Annotated in this window: 14 protein-coding genes; 10 read left to right on the top strand and 4 right to left on the bottom strand. The window is 70.7% G+C overall.

Annotated elements, in window-relative coordinates; genetic code table 11:
* Positions 1-5: 5 nt before the first annotated feature.
* The 3 genes from NMK44_RS02290 to NMK44_RS02280 are packed head-to-tail and all read right to left on the bottom strand — an operon-like array spanning position 6 to position 1,781.
* Positions 6-620, bottom strand: coding sequence for a hypothetical protein (locus NMK44_RS02290; protein WP_254737580.1), 615 nt, complete (start codon positions 618-620; stop codon positions 6-8).
* Positions 617-970 carry a MerR family transcriptional regulator gene (locus NMK44_RS02285; protein WP_254737579.1) on the bottom strand — a complete coding sequence of 118 codons (354 nt, stop codon included), beginning with the start codon at positions 968-970 and terminating at the stop codon, positions 617-619. The genes NMK44_RS02290 and NMK44_RS02285 overlap by 4 nt, the downstream gene beginning before the upstream one ends.
* Before the next feature lie 46 nt (positions 971-1,016).
* The gene (locus tag NMK44_RS02280) at positions 1,017-1,781 is read right to left on the bottom strand and encodes an SDR family NAD(P)-dependent oxidoreductase (RefSeq protein ID WP_254737577.1); all 765 of its coding nucleotides are present in this window, start codon (positions 1,779-1,781) and stop codon (positions 1,017-1,019) included.
* A gap of 58 nt (positions 1,782-1,839) precedes the next feature.
* Here NMK44_RS02280 and NMK44_RS02275 point away from each other — a divergent pair, with 58 nt between their 5' ends.
* Positions 1,840-2,376 (top strand): GNAT family N-acetyltransferase, encoded by a 537-nt coding sequence (locus tag NMK44_RS02275; protein ID WP_254737576.1) that lies wholly within the window; start codon positions 1,840-1,842, stop codon positions 2,374-2,376.
* Between the two features lie 858 nt (positions 2,377-3,234).
* Here the strand turns inward: NMK44_RS02275 and NMK44_RS02270 are convergent.
* Positions 3,235-3,876: a HEAT repeat domain-containing protein gene (locus NMK44_RS02270; RefSeq protein ID WP_254737574.1), complete on the bottom strand. Its 642-nt coding sequence runs from the start codon at positions 3,874-3,876 to the stop codon at positions 3,235-3,237.
* A 373-nt stretch (positions 3,877-4,249) separates the two neighbouring features.
* Between NMK44_RS02270 and NMK44_RS02265 the strand changes: the two genes are divergently transcribed.
* The 9 genes from NMK44_RS02265 (at position 4,250) to pssA (ending at position 15,091) form a co-directional block, all read left to right on the top strand.
* A complete protein-coding gene (locus tag NMK44_RS02265; protein WP_302887650.1) occupies positions 4,250-6,088 on the top strand; it encodes a 3-hydroxyacyl-CoA dehydrogenase family protein in 1,839 nt (612 codons plus the stop codon).
* A gap of 85 nt (positions 6,089-6,173) precedes the next feature.
* Positions 6,174-6,995 carry a TetR family transcriptional regulator gene (locus tag NMK44_RS02260; protein ID WP_254737573.1) on the top strand — a complete coding sequence of 274 codons (822 nt, stop codon included), beginning with the start codon at positions 6,174-6,176 and terminating at the stop codon, positions 6,993-6,995.
* Positions 6,996-7,362: 367 nt separating this feature from the next.
* Positions 7,363-8,700 (top strand): crotonyl-CoA carboxylase/reductase, encoded by a 1,338-nt coding sequence (ccrA, locus tag NMK44_RS02255; protein WP_254737571.1) that lies wholly within the window; start codon positions 7,363-7,365, stop codon positions 8,698-8,700.
* The gene (locus NMK44_RS02250; RefSeq protein ID WP_254737570.1) at positions 8,700-10,727 is read left to right on the top strand and encodes a protein meaA; all 2,028 of its coding nucleotides are present in this window, start codon (positions 8,700-8,702) and stop codon (positions 10,725-10,727) included. Before ccrA ends, NMK44_RS02250 begins: the two co-directional genes overlap by 1 nt.
* Positions 10,724-11,701: an HpcH/HpaI aldolase/citrate lyase family protein gene (locus NMK44_RS02245; RefSeq protein WP_254737569.1), complete on the top strand. Its 978-nt coding sequence runs from the start codon at positions 10,724-10,726 to the stop codon at positions 11,699-11,701. Before NMK44_RS02250 ends, NMK44_RS02245 begins: the two co-directional genes overlap by 4 nt.
* Positions 11,702-11,706: 5 nt before the next feature.
* Positions 11,707-12,213, top strand: coding sequence for a MaoC family dehydratase (locus NMK44_RS02240; RefSeq protein ID WP_254737567.1), 507 nt, complete (start codon positions 11,707-11,709; stop codon positions 12,211-12,213).
* Position 12,214: 1 nt separating this feature from the next.
* The gene (locus tag NMK44_RS02235) at positions 12,215-13,420 is read left to right on the top strand and encodes an acyl-CoA dehydrogenase family protein (RefSeq protein ID WP_254737566.1); all 1,206 of its coding nucleotides are present in this window, start codon (positions 12,215-12,217) and stop codon (positions 13,418-13,420) included.
* A 170-nt stretch (positions 13,421-13,590) separates the two neighbouring features.
* Positions 13,591-14,238: a phosphatidylserine decarboxylase gene (locus NMK44_RS02230; RefSeq protein ID WP_254737565.1), complete on the top strand. Its 648-nt coding sequence runs from the start codon at positions 13,591-13,593 to the stop codon at positions 14,236-14,238.
* Entirely contained in the window at positions 14,225-15,091 is an 867-nt protein-coding gene (gene pssA / locus NMK44_RS02225; RefSeq protein WP_254737564.1) for a CDP-diacylglycerol--serine O-phosphatidyltransferase, read from the top strand. The genes NMK44_RS02230 and pssA overlap by 14 nt, the downstream gene beginning before the upstream one ends.
* The last annotated feature ends 108 nt before the right edge of the window (positions 15,092-15,199 follow it).

Here is a 15,199-nt window from a genome sequence, read left to right as displayed (position 1 = left end):
CGCGCTCAGCGCGGCGGCCGGATCCGGCAGCTCTGCTGTGCGGCACGGGCGTGCGGGAAGACGGCCCCGGCGGCGCGGGCCAGATCGGCCGCGTCCTGTGAGCGGCCGTCCAGGCCGGGCCAGTTGATATGCGCCACCTCGCCCAGGCCGCGGGCCGCCAGTGACTCCAGGAAGGCGGTCCAGCAGTCGCGCGGGCGCAGCGCGATCACCCCGTCGGCGTCGTACGCCCGCAGGAACCGCAGTTCCGTCCGGACACCCGCGTCCCGTACCCACTGGGTGGGGGCGTCCAGGGTGATCCGCTCCCGGTGGACCGGGGGCAGCGGGCGCGCGGTCAGCTCATCCACCGCCGAGTCCAGCAGCGCGGCCAGCGCGTCCAGGGCCGGGCCGGACGGCGGGGCGGCCCCGACCCGCCGCGCCAGCCGCACCACCCGGTCCCGAGCGCCGGGCAGCGCATAGCCGAGACGTACGACCGGCGGCAGCGCGCGGTCGTCGGCGGGCCGGTCCAGCGCCGCGGCGAGCGCGGCCACCCGCCGCGTCACGCCCGGGGCGTGGTGCGCGTCCAGATGGCGGGCGAACCACTCGTGCTCCGGGACCTGTTCGGGATGTCCGGGCCGCGTCATGGCGCCGCCACCCGGTCCAGCGCCTCGGCCAGCCGGTCCCGGGCCCGGGTCTGGGCGGCGATCCGCGCGTCGAGGACGGCCAGCCGGTCCCGGGCGATGCGCAGCCCTTCCGGGCTGGGCGGCACGGTCGCCATATCGCCGTCCAGACACGGGCTGAAGCAGCCGACGTCGTCCAAGGTGAGGCCCACGGCCAGCAGATGACGGATATTGCGTACGCGTACGGCGGCACGCTCGTCGTAGACGCGATAGCCGTTGTCCGCCCGGCACGATGTGATCAGCCCCGCCTGTTCGTAGTGGCGCAGCGCCCGCGGTGTCGTGCCCGTCGCCTTCGCCAGCTCCCCGATCCGCACCGGCCCCACCTCCGGGGCCCGTTCTATATCAGCGCGCCGGGCGCCGTCATCCGACGACCGCCCCGCCGTCGACCGGCAGCACCACACCGGTGATGAACGACGCACCGGGCGAGGCGAGCCGGGTGATGGCCCACGCCACCTCCTCGGGCCGTCCGATCCGTCCCAGCGGGGTGTGGTCGAGCTGCCAGGCGCGCACCCGGGCGCGCTGTTCGGGCGAGAGCCCCGAGTGCTCCCCGATGGGCGTCTCGATCGCCCCGGGCGCCACGCACACCACCCGCACCCCGCGCGGCGCCAGTTCCACCGCCCAGCTACGGGTCAGCGTCTCCAGCGCGGCCTTGGTGGCCGCGTAGACCGAACTGCCCGGCCAGCCCCGCCGGCCGATCGAGGTGCTGACGTTGACGACCACGCCCCCGCTCTCCTCCAGCGCGCCGAGGGCGGCCTGGGTGAGCAGGACGGGTGCGATGACATTGGTCTCCAACTGGGCGTGGACCGGTTCGCGGGCGATGGCGCCCAGCGGTGCGCCGCGCACCACGGCGGCGTTGTTGACCAGGACGTCCAGCCGTCCGTGGGTCTCCAGGGCGTGGCGGACGATGTCCTCGGCGGCCCCGGCCGCGGTGAGGTCGGCGGGGAACGGACGGATCAGCGGATGTCCCTCTGCGGTCCGGGCGAGCGGTTCCGGCCGCCGTCCGACGGCCACGACGCGGATGCCCTCCCCGGCGAGAGCGCGGGCGGTGGCCCGGCCGATACCGGTGCCCGCCCCGGTGACGACGGCGACCCGGTCCGGCGGCTCGGTGTGCTGTGCGGAGTTCATGGCACGGATCGTGTGACCCTGCCGCCAGTGACAAGGTCAAGCCGCCTACGGTGGGGCCATGGACGGGGTGCTGGTACGGGAGATGACCGAGGCGGACATCGACGCGGTGGCGGCGGTGCGGGTGCGCGGATGGCAGGAGGCGTACGCCGGGCTGATGCCGCAGTCGTATCTGGACGGACTGAGCGTCGAGGAGGACGCCGGACGGCGGCGGGAGTTCTTCTCACGGGGCGTCGGGGACGTGGTCAACCTCGTGGCGGAGGAGAACGGCGGCGGCGTGGTGGGCTGGTGCTGCTTCGGGCCGTACCGGGAGCGCGATGTGCCGGAGGGGGACGCCGAGTTGTACGCGCTGTACGTACGACCGGGGCTGGTGGGCACGGGCATCGGCCGCGCCCTGCTCGGGGAGTCCCTGGACCGGGTCGCCGAGCGGGGTTTCCCGCGGCTGCGGCTGTGGGTGCTGCGGGACAACGCCCGCGCCCGCCGGTTCTACGAGCGGGCGGGGTTCGCGCCGGACGGCGGCGCGGAGGCGTACGACGTGGACGGGGTGTCCGTGCCCGAGGTGCGGTACGCGCGGCGGCTGGACCCGGCGGCGGCCTGAGGCCCGCGCGCCGGTGCGGCGAGGCCGTGCCGCGCGAAGAGGCCATGCCGGGCGCGAGTCCCGGCCACCGCAAAATGCCGCCGGCCACGAGTCCCGACCGCCGCAAGGTCCCGCCGCCGCAAAATGCCGCCGGCCACGAGTCCCGACCGCCGCAAAATGCCGCCAGGCGCGAGTCCCGACCGCCGCAAGGTCCGGCCACCGCAAGGTCCCGCCGGGCACGAGTCCCGGCTGCCGTGCGTCCCCGGCCGCGTGCCCGGCCGGGGACGGTGCCGGCGCACCGCCCGTACCGCGTACCCGACGGGATCCGGCTGGAGGTGACCCGGCCGGACAGGTCCCGGGACCTGCTGCCGCTCGGCGGGGCCCGGCGGCGGTCCGGCTGCGGGACGGCAGGGGGTGACACCGGACCGCCGGGCGGCTCAGCGCAGTCCGGCGACTACCTCCGGGCGCAGCACGGCGGCGAGCCGTACGGACCGCCCGCACCGCGCGGACGTGCCGCATCGTGCGCATCGACCACGCCGGACGGGACGGCACCGCGCGGACGGACCGCGCCCGGGCCCGGCGGCCGCAGCGGGTCCCGGCCGCCCCTGGGGCGTGTCCGCGAAGTCCCGCCGGGCCCGCGGCGTCGCGGACACACCCTGGCGCGCGGGGCGCGCACCACCCGGACCGCACGGACCTCACGCACCGCACGGACGATCCGCACCGCACGCACCGCACGGACTGCACGGACGAGCCGCACCGCGCGCACCGCACGGACGAGCCGCACCGCACAGACGACCCGCACCGCACAGACGATCCGCACCGCGCGGACGGACCCCGCGGCGGGGGAACGCCGCGGCCGCGCGGCCGACGGCGCCGCCGTCACCGCGCGTGCGCCTTGTCCGCCGCCCCGGACGGTCCGCCGCCGCCCCCGCTGATCCGGGCCAGCGCCGCGGCGGCCGCCGCGCTGAGCCGGATGTACTTGCCCGCGCGCGTCAGGGCCGGGACGGCGCGCTCGTCTCCGATCGCGCCAAGACCCTCCACACAGGCCCGTGCGATCGGCCAGTGCCGGTCCCGGGCGGCCAACTGCCGCTCCAGCGCGGCGACCAGCGCGGGCACCGACTCCGGTGCGCGCAGCTCCACCAGCAGCCGGATCGGGTGCAGCGAGTACGCGGTGCGCAGCGGATTGGTGGCCAGGGCCGCGGCGGCGCGGGCGGTGCGCGGATCGTCGAGCCGGGCCAGCACCCGGGCGGCGGTCGCGCAGCGGGCGGGCTCGCGGTAGTTGAGCAGCAGCACGAGGGTTTCGAAGGCCCGGCGGTCCCCTGCGCTGCCGAGGACGAAGGCCGCGGTCTCCCGCGCCCACAGCGGCTGCTCCGGCGCGACCAGGATGCGGGCGAGCTGCTCACGCGCGGCGGGGGTGCCCTTGCGGACCAGTGAGAGGAGCGAGGCGTGGGCCGCCGCCTCCTGTGGTGTGGTGAGCGAGGCCCGTACCCGCTCGGTCAGCGTCCGGAATTCATCGTCCATGCGAGGTCTCCCCTCCCCGGTGAGCCGCGCCACCGCGACGGCTCGCAATCTGCTCTGGCGTCTTGGTTACCCGCGAGTTAATATGACGACACGAGCAGCACCCCTGCTCGGGCGGCCTGGTGACGCAGCCGCCGTGTGTGACGTCGGTTCGGCAGTATCAGCAGTACGGCACGGCCCCGGGACAGGGCCCGCCGGTATCTCCCACGGGCAGTTTCCTCCGTGCGGCGCTGTCCGCCAGGGAGCGTGCAAGCCCTTCCGTCGGAGTTGTGTGTCATCCGCACCAGACCCCAGCGCATCAGCGGCATGACCGCCAGCTCCCCTCAGTCGTCACTTCATCCCCGCTGTTGACGGGGAACACCCTCTGGAGTCCGCGATGGACCGTCTCCCACACACCGGCGTCAGCACCACTCCTTCCTCTGATCTCTCCCCCTCCGCGGCCCCGCTCACTACTGTCGCCGTCGTCGGTCTCGGCACGATGGGCACCGGCATCGCCGAGATCCTGGCCCGTGCGGGGCGCGAGGTGATCGGCATCGACATCAGTGAGCACGCCTGTCAACGGGCCGTGACCGCACTGGAGGTCGCCACATCACGCGCGGTCGAGCGCGAGCGGATCAGCGAGGAGGAACGGACCGGCATCCTGTCCCGGTTCCGGGTCTCCACCGATCTGCGTACCGCCGCCGACGCGCAGCTGGTGATCGAGGTCGTGCCCGAGGACTACGGCATCAAGCACGAGGTCTTCACCGAGCTGGACACCGTGGTCGGCCCGGGCACCATCCTGGCGACCGGCACCAACGCGCTCTCGGTGACCCGGCTGGCCGCCGAATCCGCCCGCCCGGAACGGGTGCTGGGCCTGCACTTCTTCAACCCGGCGCCGGCCATGAAGCTGGTCGAGATCGTCTCCAGCGTGCTGACCGCGCCCGCGGCCGTCACCGCGGTCACCGAACTCGCCCGCGATCTGGGCAAGGAGCCGGTGGCACTCGGTGACCGGCCCGGTTTCATCGCCGACGGGCTGCTGTTCGGCTACCTCAACCAGGCCGCCGCGATGTACGAGGCCAAGTACGCGGCGCGCGAGGACATCGACGCGGCGATGAAGCTGGGCTGCGGGCTGCCGATGGGCCCGCTGGAGCTGCTGGACCTGATCGGGATCGACACCGCCCGGACCGTCCTGGAGGCGATGTACACGGCCTCCGGCGACCGGCTGCACGCGCCCGCGCCCATCCTGGGACAGCTCTCCGAGGCCGGGCTGACCGGCCGCAAGGCGGGCCGCGGCTTCTACACCTACGAGGCGCCGGGCAGCGGCACCGTGGTCCCGGACGGGGCGACGCCGGACGAGCGGGGTGCCGCGGACGGCGCGCGCCCGGTGCGTGCCGTGGGCGTCGCGGGCTCGGGCACGATGGCCAGTGGGATCGCCGAGGTCTTCGCCAAGGCGGGGATCGATGTGGTGCTGACCGCCCGGACCCAGGCGAAGGCGGACACGGCCAAGGCCCGGATCGCCAAGTCCCTGGACCGCTCGGTCGCCAAGGGCCGGATGACCCAGGAGGTCCGGGACGGCGCGCTGGCCCGGATCACCGCGGCCGACTCGCTGGACGCCTTCGCCGATGTGGACCTGGCCGTGGAGGCGGTCGCCGAGGACCTGGACGTCAAGCAGGAGCTGTTCCGGGTGCTGGACAAGGTCTGCAAGCCCGGTGCGGTGCTGGCCACCACCACCTCCTCGCTGCCGGTGATCGCCTGCGCCCGGGTCACCTCCCGTCCGCAGGACGTGATCGGGATGCACTTCTTCAACCCGGCGCCCGCGATGAAGCTGGTCGAGGTGGTGCGGACGGTCCTGACGGCGGACGATGTCCGGGCGACCGCGCACGCGGTCTGCACGGCGGTGCGCAAGCACGCGGTGGACTGCGGCGACCGGGCCGGGTTCATCGTCAACGCCCTGCTGTTCCCGTACCTCAACAACGCCGTGAAGATGGTCCAGGAGCACTACGCGACCCCCGATGACATCGACGCGGCGATGAAGCTGGGCGGCGGCTATCCGATGGGCCCCTTCGAACTGCTGGACGTCGTCGGCCTCGATGTCTCGCTGGCGATCGAGAAGGTGCTGCACCGCGAGTTCCGCGATCCGGGACTGGCCCCGGCGCCGCTGCTGGAGCACCTGGTCGCGGCGGGGTGCCTGGGCCGCAAGACCGGGCGCGGCTTCCGCGAGTATGCAAGGCGCTGAGTACGACCCGGGGTGGGGCGGACTGCTGGAGCCCCCCGGAGGTCCGCCCCCGCACCGGCACTCACAAGCGTGTTACGTTCCCCACATGTCCCAGTCCGTGAAGGCCGCTCGTAGCAAGTCCGCGCACTCGTCCACCTCCTCCGACGGCGGTGAGAGCGCGGGAAGCCGCCGCGCCGCCGCCCAGCGTCTGACCATGCGCCGCAAACTGGCCGCGGCGGCGATGGAGTTGTTCGCGACGCAGGGGTACGAGGCGACGACGGTCGACGAGATCGCGGCACGGGCGGGGGTGGCCCGGCGCACCTTCTTCCGGCACTTCCGCTCCAAGGAAGAGGCGATCTTCCCGGACCACGACGACACGCTGGTGCGCGCCGCGGCCGTACTGGACGCCGCCCCGCCGCATGAGAACCCGCTGGACACGGTGTGCCGGGGGATCAAGGAGGTCATGCGGATGTACGCGGCCTCCCCCGGGGTCTCCGTGGAGCGCTACCGGCTGACCCGTGAGGTACCGGCGCTGCGGGAGCGGGAGATCGCCTCGGTGGCCCGTTACGAGCGGCTGTTCACCCGCTATCTGCTGGGCCACTTCGACGAGGGCGCCCATCACGACGGCGATGACGACCCGCTGCTGGCGGAGGTGGCCGCCTCGGCGGTGGTCACGGCGCACAACCACGTCCTGCGGCGCTGGCTGCGGGCGGGCGGCGAGGGGGATGTGGAGACCCAGCTCGACCACGCCTTCGCGATCGTCCGGGAGACCTTCGGCACCGGGATCGGCGCCGGACGCCCCGCTCCGGGGCGCCAGGCGGCCACGGTGACGGCGCAGGAGGAGGAAGACGTGGTGGTGATGGTGGCACGCACCGACGCACCGCTGAACGAGGTCATGCGGACGATCGAGCGGGCCCTCAAGCGCTGACCGATCGCACATAACCGAACACCATCGGCAACGGCCGCCCCATCCGGGGCGGCCGTTCTTGCTCATGCGTGCACGCCGTATGACAACTGAGAGAAATTGTTGGCACGCAGTGTCTTGCGGGGTGGCACAGCGTGCCATACGGTGAAGGTGTCCGGACGGCCGGCGCGCTGAAAACACCCCGCGCGCCGGCTGTCCCCGCAAAACGCTTTGCGCGTCCGGACACCGCCTGCGTCACCAGGCGTTCCCGGCGCTACCCGCGCCCATCGAGCAGCACCTCCGCCGAACCGACGGCACAGCAGCAGCATCACCCGTCACGAGCCCAGCGTTCCCTCAAGCGTCCCCATGCGACGCTTCGCCGGAGGCACCGATGAACGAGATACTTGACGCGATCCTGGCGTCGGACACAGCACCCGAGGACTTCGCCGCACTGCGCATCCCCGAGTCGTACCGCGCGGTGACCGTGCGCAAGGACGAGGCCGATATGTTCGCCGGCCTCACCACCAAGGAGAAGGACCCCCGCAAGTCGATCCACGTGGACGAGGTGCCGGTGCCGGAACTCGGCCCCGGTGAGGCCCTCGTCGCCGTGATGGCCAGCTCGGTCAACTACAACTCGGTGTGGACCTCCATCTTCGAGCCGGTCTCGACCTTCAGCTTCCTGGAGCGGTACGGCAAGCTCTCCCCCCTCGCCAAGCGGCATGACCTGCCGTACCACGTGATCGGCTCCGACCTCGCGGGTGTGGTGCTGCGCACCGGTCCCGGGGTCAATGCCTGGAATCCGGGCGACGAGGTCGTGGCCCACTGTCTGTCGGTGGAGCTGGAGAGCGCCGACGGCCATGGCGACACCATGCTCGACCCCGAGCAGCGCATCTGGGGCTTCGAGACCAACTTCGGCGGTCTCGCCGAGATCGCCCTGGTCAAGTCCAACCAGCTGATGCCCAAGCCCGGACACCTGAGCTGGGAGGAGGCGGCCGCCCCCGGCCTGGTCAACTCCACCGCCTACCGGCAGCTCGTCTCCCGCAACGGCGCCGGGATGAAGCAGGGCGACAACGTCCTGATCTGGGGCGCCAGCGGTGGACTCGGCTCCTACGCCACGCAGTTCGCGCTGGCCGGTGGCGCCAACCCGATCTGTGTCGTCTCCTCGCCGCAGAAGGCGGAGATCTGCCGGAAGATGGGCGCCGAGGCGATCATCGACCGCAACGCCGAGGACTACAAGTTCTGGAAGGACGAGCGCACCCAGGACCCGCGCGAATGGAAGCGGTTCGGCAAGCGCATCCGCGAGTTCACCGGTGGCGAGGACATCGACATCGTCTTCGAGCACCCGGGCCGTGAGACCTTCGGCGCCAGTGTCTTCGTCACCCGCAAGGGCGGCACCATCACCACCTGCGCCTCCACCTCGGGCTATATGCACGAGTACGACAACCGCTACCTGTGGATGTCGCTGAAGCGCATCGTCGGCTCGCACTTCGCCAACTACCGCGAGGCGTGGGAGGCCAACCGGCTGATCGCCAAGGGCAAGATCCACCCCACCCTGTCCAAGACCTACCGGCTCGACGAGACCGGCCAGGCCGCGTACGACGTGCACCGCAACCTCCACCAGGGCAAGGTCGGCGTGCTCGCCCTCGCACCCGAGGAGGGCATGGGCGTGCGCAACCCGGAGATGCGCGCCAAGCACATCGACGCCATCAACCGCTTCCGGAACATCTGATGAGCGGCTCACCTCGCGAACGGGACCGCCCGTGGCTGATGAGGACGTATGCCGGTCACTCCACGGCCGAGGCGTCGAACGAGCTGTACCGGCGTAATCTGGCCAAGGGCCAGACCGGTCTCTCGGTCGCCTTCGACCTGCCGACCCAGACCGGCTACGACCCCGACCACATCCTCGCCCGTGGCGAGGTGGGCCGGGTCGGGGTTCCCGTCTCCCATCTGGGGGACATGCGGCGGCTGTTCCAGGACATCCCGCTGGAGCAGATGAACACCTCGATGACCATCAACGCGACGGCGATGTGGCTGCTGGCGCTGTATCAGGTGGTCGCGGAGGAACAGGGCATCGAGGGAGAAGCGCTCTCCAAGCTCCAGGGGACGACCCAGAACGACATCGTCAAGGAGTACCTGTCCCGCGGGACGCATGTCTTCCCGCCGGGGCCGAGCCTGCGGCTGACCACCGACATGATCGCGTACACGGTCAACCACATCCCCAAGTGGAACCCGATCAACATCTGCAGCTACCACCTCCAGGAGGCGGGGGCCACCCCGGTCCAGGAGATCGCGTACGCGATGTCGACGGCGATCGCGGTACTGGACGCGGTGTTCGACTCCGGACAGGTGCCCGAGGACCGCAAGGGCGATGTGGTCGCCCGGATCTCCTTCTTCGTGAACGCGGGCGTCCGGTTCATCGAGGAGATGTGCAAGATGCGCGCCTTCGGCCGCATCTGGGACCGCATCACCCGTGAGCGGTACGGGATCAAGAACCCCAAGCAGCGCCGGTTCCGCTACGGCGTCCAGGTCAACTCGCTCGGACTGACCGAGGCGCAGCCGGAGAACAACGTCCAGCGCATCGTGCTGGAGATGCTGGCCGTGACCCTCTCCAAGGACGCCCGCGCCCGCGCGGTGCAGCTCCCGGCCTGGAACGAGGCCCTGGGGCTGCCCCGCCCGTGGGACCAGCAGTGGTCGCTGCGGATCCAGCAGGTGCTCGCCCATGAGAGCGATCTGCTGGAGTACGAGGACATCTTCGCCGGTTCCCATGTGATCGAGGCCAAGGTCGCCGCGCTGGTCGAGGAGACCGAGGCCGAGATCGAGCGGATCCAGGGGATGGGCGGGGCGATGTCCGCCGTGGAGTCCGGCTACCTCAAGGCGCAGCTCGTCGCCTCGCATGCGGAGCGCCGGGCGCGCATCGAGGCCGGCCAGGAGAAGATCATCGGCGTCAACTGCTACGAGGGCACCGAGCCCAACCCGCTCACCGCGGACCTGGACACCGCCATCATGACGGTGGACCCGGCCAATGAGGCGCGGGTGGTCTCGGCCCTGCACCACTGGCGCGAACAGCGGGACACCGCCCGGGCCGAAGAGGCCCTCTCGCGCTTGCGGAAGGCGGCCGCGGGCACCGAGAACCTGATGACGGCCACCCTCGAATGCGCCCGCGCGGGCGTCACCACGGGCGAATGGTCCTGGGCGCTGCGCGATGTGTTCGGCGAGTTCCGCGCCCCCACGGGGGTGGGGGGCGCGCCGCTCGCGGTCGCGGCGGAGGCGGGCTCCCTGCTCGCCTCCGTCCGCGAGAAGGTCGAGAAGACCGCGGCGGAGCTGGGCGGCGGACGGCTGCGGCTGCTGGTCGGCAAACCCGGTCTGGACGGCCACAGCAACGGTGCCGAGCAGATCGCGGTACGGGCCCGGGACGCCGGGTTCGAGGTGGTCTACCAGGGGATCAGGCTGACCCCGGAGCAGATCGTCTCGGCGGCGGTCGCCGAGGACGTGCACTGCGTGGGTCTGTCGATCCTCTCCGGTTCGCACGCCGAGCTGGTGCCGGACGTCCTGGAGCGGCTGCGGGCCGCGGGCGCCCAGGACATTCCCGTCATCGTCGGCGGCATCATCCCGGCCGCGGACGCCGCGGCACTGCGCTCGGCGGGTGTCGCCGCCGTTTTCACCCCCAAGGACTTCGGTATCACGGAGATCATCGGTCGTATCGTCGATGAGATCCGTACCGCGAACACGCTTCCCGCTCTGGAGGTTCCCGTATGACCGCCCCCGAGGGCACCGCGCCCAACCGGCTGCGTCCGCGCCGCTCCTGCCTGGCCGTGCCGGGCAGCAATCCCCGCTTCCTGGAGAAGGCGCAGGGGCTCCCGGCCGACCAGGTCTTCCTGGACCTGGAGGACGCCTGTGCCCCGCTGGCCAAGCCCGAGGCGCGGCACACCATCGTGAAGTTCCTCAACGAGGGCGACTGGACCGGCAAGACCCGGGTGGTGCGGGTCAACGACTGGACGACCGAGTGGACCTACCGCGATGTCGTGACCGTCGTCGAGGGCGCGGGCCCGAACCTCGACTGCATCATGCTGCCGAAGGTGCAGGACGCCCAGCAGGTGGTGGCGCTGGACCTGCTGCTGACCCAGATCGAGAAGACCATGGGCTTCGAGGTCGGCCGGATCGGCATCGAGGCGCAGATCGAGAACGCGCAGGGCCTGAACAACGTCAACGCCATCGCGCAGGCGTCGCCGCGGGTGGAGACCATCATCTTCGGCCCGGCCGACTTCATGGCGTCCATCAATATGAAGTCGCTGGTCGTGGGCGAGCAGCCGCCCGGCTACCCGGCGGATGCCTACCACTACATCCTGATGAAGATCCTGATGGCCGCCCGCGCCAACAACCTCCAGGCGATCGACGGCCCCTACCTCCAGATCCGCAATGTCGAGGGCTACCGCGCGGTCGCGCAGCGCGCCGCGGCGCTGGGCTTCGACGGCAAGTGGGTGCTGCACCCCGGCCAGGTGGAGGCGTCCAACGAGATCTTCTCGCCCTCCCAGGAGGACTACGACCACGCCGAGCTGATCCTGGACGCGTACGACTACTACACGTCCGAGGCGGGCGGCAAGAAGGGCTCGGCGATGCTCGGCGACGAGATGATCGACGAGGCCAGCCGCAAGATGGCCCTGGTCGTCTCCGGCAAGGGCCGCGCCGCCGGAATGCAGCGCACGTCGAAGTTCGAGATCCCGGAGGCCTGAGCGCGATGCAGTTCGGACGCACCTACGAGGAGTTCGAGGTCGGGGCGGTCTACAAGCACTGGCCCGGGAAGACGGTCACCGAGTACGACGACCACCTCTTCTGTCTGCTCACCATGAACCATCACCCGCTGCACATGGACAGCAACTACGCGGAGAAGACGACCGACTTCGGCAAGAACGTCGTGGTCGGCAACTACATCTACTCCCTGCTGCTGGGCATGTCGGTGCCGGACGTCTCCGGGAAGGCCATCGCCAACCTGGAGATCGAGTCGCTGCGGCATGTGGCGCCGACCTTCCACGGCGACACCCTCTACGGCGAGACCACCGTCCTGGACAAGACACCGTCGAAGTCCAAGAACGACCGCGGCATCGTGTACGTGGAGACCAAGGGCTACAAGCAGGACGGCACGCTCGTCTGTGTCTTCCGCCGCAAGGTGATGGTGCCCACCGCCACGTACATCAAGGAACGCGGCGGCGAACAGCCGGGCCGCCCGGAGCTGGGAGAGCAGTGACATGAGCCGTCTCGCGCAGACCGAGGGCCTGACCGACATCCAGCGGGAGATCCTCTCCACGGTCAGGAATTTTGTCGACAAGGAGATCCTGCCGGTCGCCACCGAGCTGGAGCACCGCGACGAATACCCGACCGCGATCGTCGAGGGCCTGAAGGAACTCGGCATCTTCGGGCTGATGATCCCGGAGGAATACGGCGGTCTGGGTGAGTCACTGCTCACCTACGCACTGTGCGTGGAGGAGATCGCGCGCGGCTGGATGAGCGTCTCCGGCATCATCAACACCCACTTCATCGTGGCCTACATGATCAAGCAGCACGGCACCCAGGAGCAGAAGGACTACTTCCTGCCCAAGATGGCGCTGGGCGAGATCCGGGGCGCCTTCTCGATGTCGGAGCCGGGTCTCGGCTCGGATGTGTCCGCCATCACCAGCAAGGCGGTGCGGGACGGCGACGACTACGTCCTCAACGGCCAGAAGATGTGGCTGACCAACGGCGGCAGCTCCACACTCGTGGCGGTGTTGTGCCGGACCCCCGAGGGGGCCGTGGAGGGTGCCGCCCCGCATAAGTCGATGACCACCTTCCTGATCGAGAAGGAGCCGGGCTTCGGTGAGGTCCGGCCGGGCCTGACCATCCCCGGCAAGATCGAGAAGATGGGCTACAAGGGTGTCGACACCACCGAACTGATCATGGACGGACTGCGCATTCCGGCCGATCGGGTCCTCGGCGGCGCCCCCCATCGCGGTTTTTACCAAATGATGGACGGAGTCGAGGTCGGCCGGGTCAATGTGGCCGCCCGTGGCTGTGGCGTCGCACAACGCGCGTTCGAGCTGGGCGTTGCGTACGCACAGGAACGGCACACGTTCGGTAAAGCCATCGCTCAGCACCAGGCCATCCAGTTCAAACTGGCTGAAATGGGAACAAAGGTCGAGGCGGCCCATGCGATGATGGTCAATGCGGCCCGCAAGAAGGACGCGGGCGCACGCAACGACCTCGAAGCGGGAATGGCGAAGTACCTGGCGTCCGAGTACTGCAAAGAGGTCGTGGAGGACGCCTTCCGCATCCACGGCGGCTACGGCTTCTCCAAGGAATACGAGATCGAGCGCCTCTACCGCGAGGCACCGATGCTTCTCATCGGCGAAGGCACCGCTGAGATTCAGAAAATGATTATTGGACGACGACTGCTGGAGGAATACCGAACCCAAGGCTGAACGTCCCTTTTGGGGTGGTATCCGAGAGAAGAAGGTCACACCGCGCCAGGGGTCTTCGGCCACCGACAGGCCCTGGCGCTTGCCCAGTTACCGCTCGCAACCGATACCATCCCCGGAAAGCCGCCGTCCCCAGTCTCGCGTCGCGGCATCCTCCGCCACGAAGGTCATCCATGCCCCACAGCCATTCCTCTGCACAACGCGGTCGCGTCCGCCTCGCGCGCGGAGCGTCGCCGTGGCTCCTCCCGACCGTCGCCACCGCGGCGGTCAGTCTCACCCGTGCCCGTCGTTCCGGTCGCTGGGCGGCGGCTGCCGTGCCCGCCACCGCACTCGCCGCGGGCATGCTGTGGTTCTTCCGCGACCCGGAGAGAGAGATCACCCAGGGCCGGGTCATCTCCCCCGCCGACGGCGTGGTGCAGAGCATCATGCCCTGGAAGGACGGACGCACCCGCGTCGCGATCTTCATGAGCCCGCTCAATGTCCACGTCAACCGCGCCCCGCTCGCCGGCACGGTGACCTCGGTCGAGCACATCCCCGGTGGCTTCGTTCCCGCCTTCAACAAGGAGAGCGAGAACAACGAGCGCGTGGTGTGGCACTTCGACACCGAGCTCGGAGACATCGAGATGATCCAGATCGCCGGAGCCGTCGCCCGGCGCATCGTCCCCTACGTGCCCCAGGGCACCAAGGTCGAACAGGGTGAGCGTATCGGCCTCATCCGCTTCGGCTCGCGCGTGGACATCTACCTCCCCGAAGGTGTCGACGTCGCGGTCGAGGTCGGTCAGGCCACCACCGCGGGGGTGACTCGACTTGACCGTGATTGATCCCGACGCGCAGGCTTCCTGGGTGCCGGAAGCCGAGATGGACGTGGACGACGTCGACGAGACGGATGACATGCCGCTGTCGACGCGACTGTCGATAGCCGACACCCTCACCCTCGGCAACGCCACATGCGGCTTCCTGGCCGTGTACTTCACCACCACCGGCGTCCTCATCCCGCACCTCACGGGCAGCGAGGACGGCGGTATGACGCGGCACAGCGCCGCGTCGGCCGTGATGCTGATGCTGCTGGCGTCCGTGTTCGACCTCTTCGACGGGCTCGTCGCGCGGAAGCTGCGCAGCTCGGCGATGGGTGCCGAGCTGGACAACCTCTCGGACCTGATCAGCTTCGGTCTGGCCCCGGCGTACTTCGTGGCGGTCTGGGGCATCGTCGCCGACGGCGTCCATCAGCGGGTGTCGGCGGTGGCCGCCATCGTGGTGCTGCTGGCGGTGGTGCTGCGGCTTGCGAGATTCTCCTGTGTGACGCTGCGTGACGGCGTCTTCCAGGGCATGCCGAGCCCGTTCGGCGCGCTGACGGTCGTCTCGGTGGTCCTGCTGGGCCTGCCGTTCGTGCCGACCCTGCTGGCGATCATCGGTGTCGCCTGGCTGATGGTGAGCCGGGTGGAGTACCCCAAGCCGCGCGGACGCCTCGCGGTGGCCATGCTCGGCTGGATCGTCACCAGCATGGGCCTCCTGGCGGCCTGGGCCTTCGAGGCCCCCGGCGGCGAGCTGCTGCTCCAGTCGGCCTGTGCCCTCCAGGTGGTCATGGGCGCGGTGATCCCGCTCTTCGCCACCGCCCGCCGGGTGAACGCCTTCCGCGACAACCGCCGCGAGGCCCGTACGGCGGAGATCCCCTAGGCAGCAGGTACCAAGAACAACGGCGTGGGGGGCCCCCCCCCCCCCCCCGGGGCCCCCCCCGGGGGGGGGGGGCCCCACCCCCGCGCGGCCCCCAAACCCCGGGGGCCC

The sequence above is a fragment of the Streptomyces cucumeris genome, assembly GCF_024295805.1.
Classification (GTDB): domain Bacteria; phylum Actinomycetota; class Actinomycetes; order Streptomycetales; family Streptomycetaceae; genus Streptomyces; species Streptomyces cucumeris.
The sequence above is the reverse complement of the archived record's forward strand: the minus strand, read 5'-3'. Positions and strand labels throughout refer to the sequence as shown.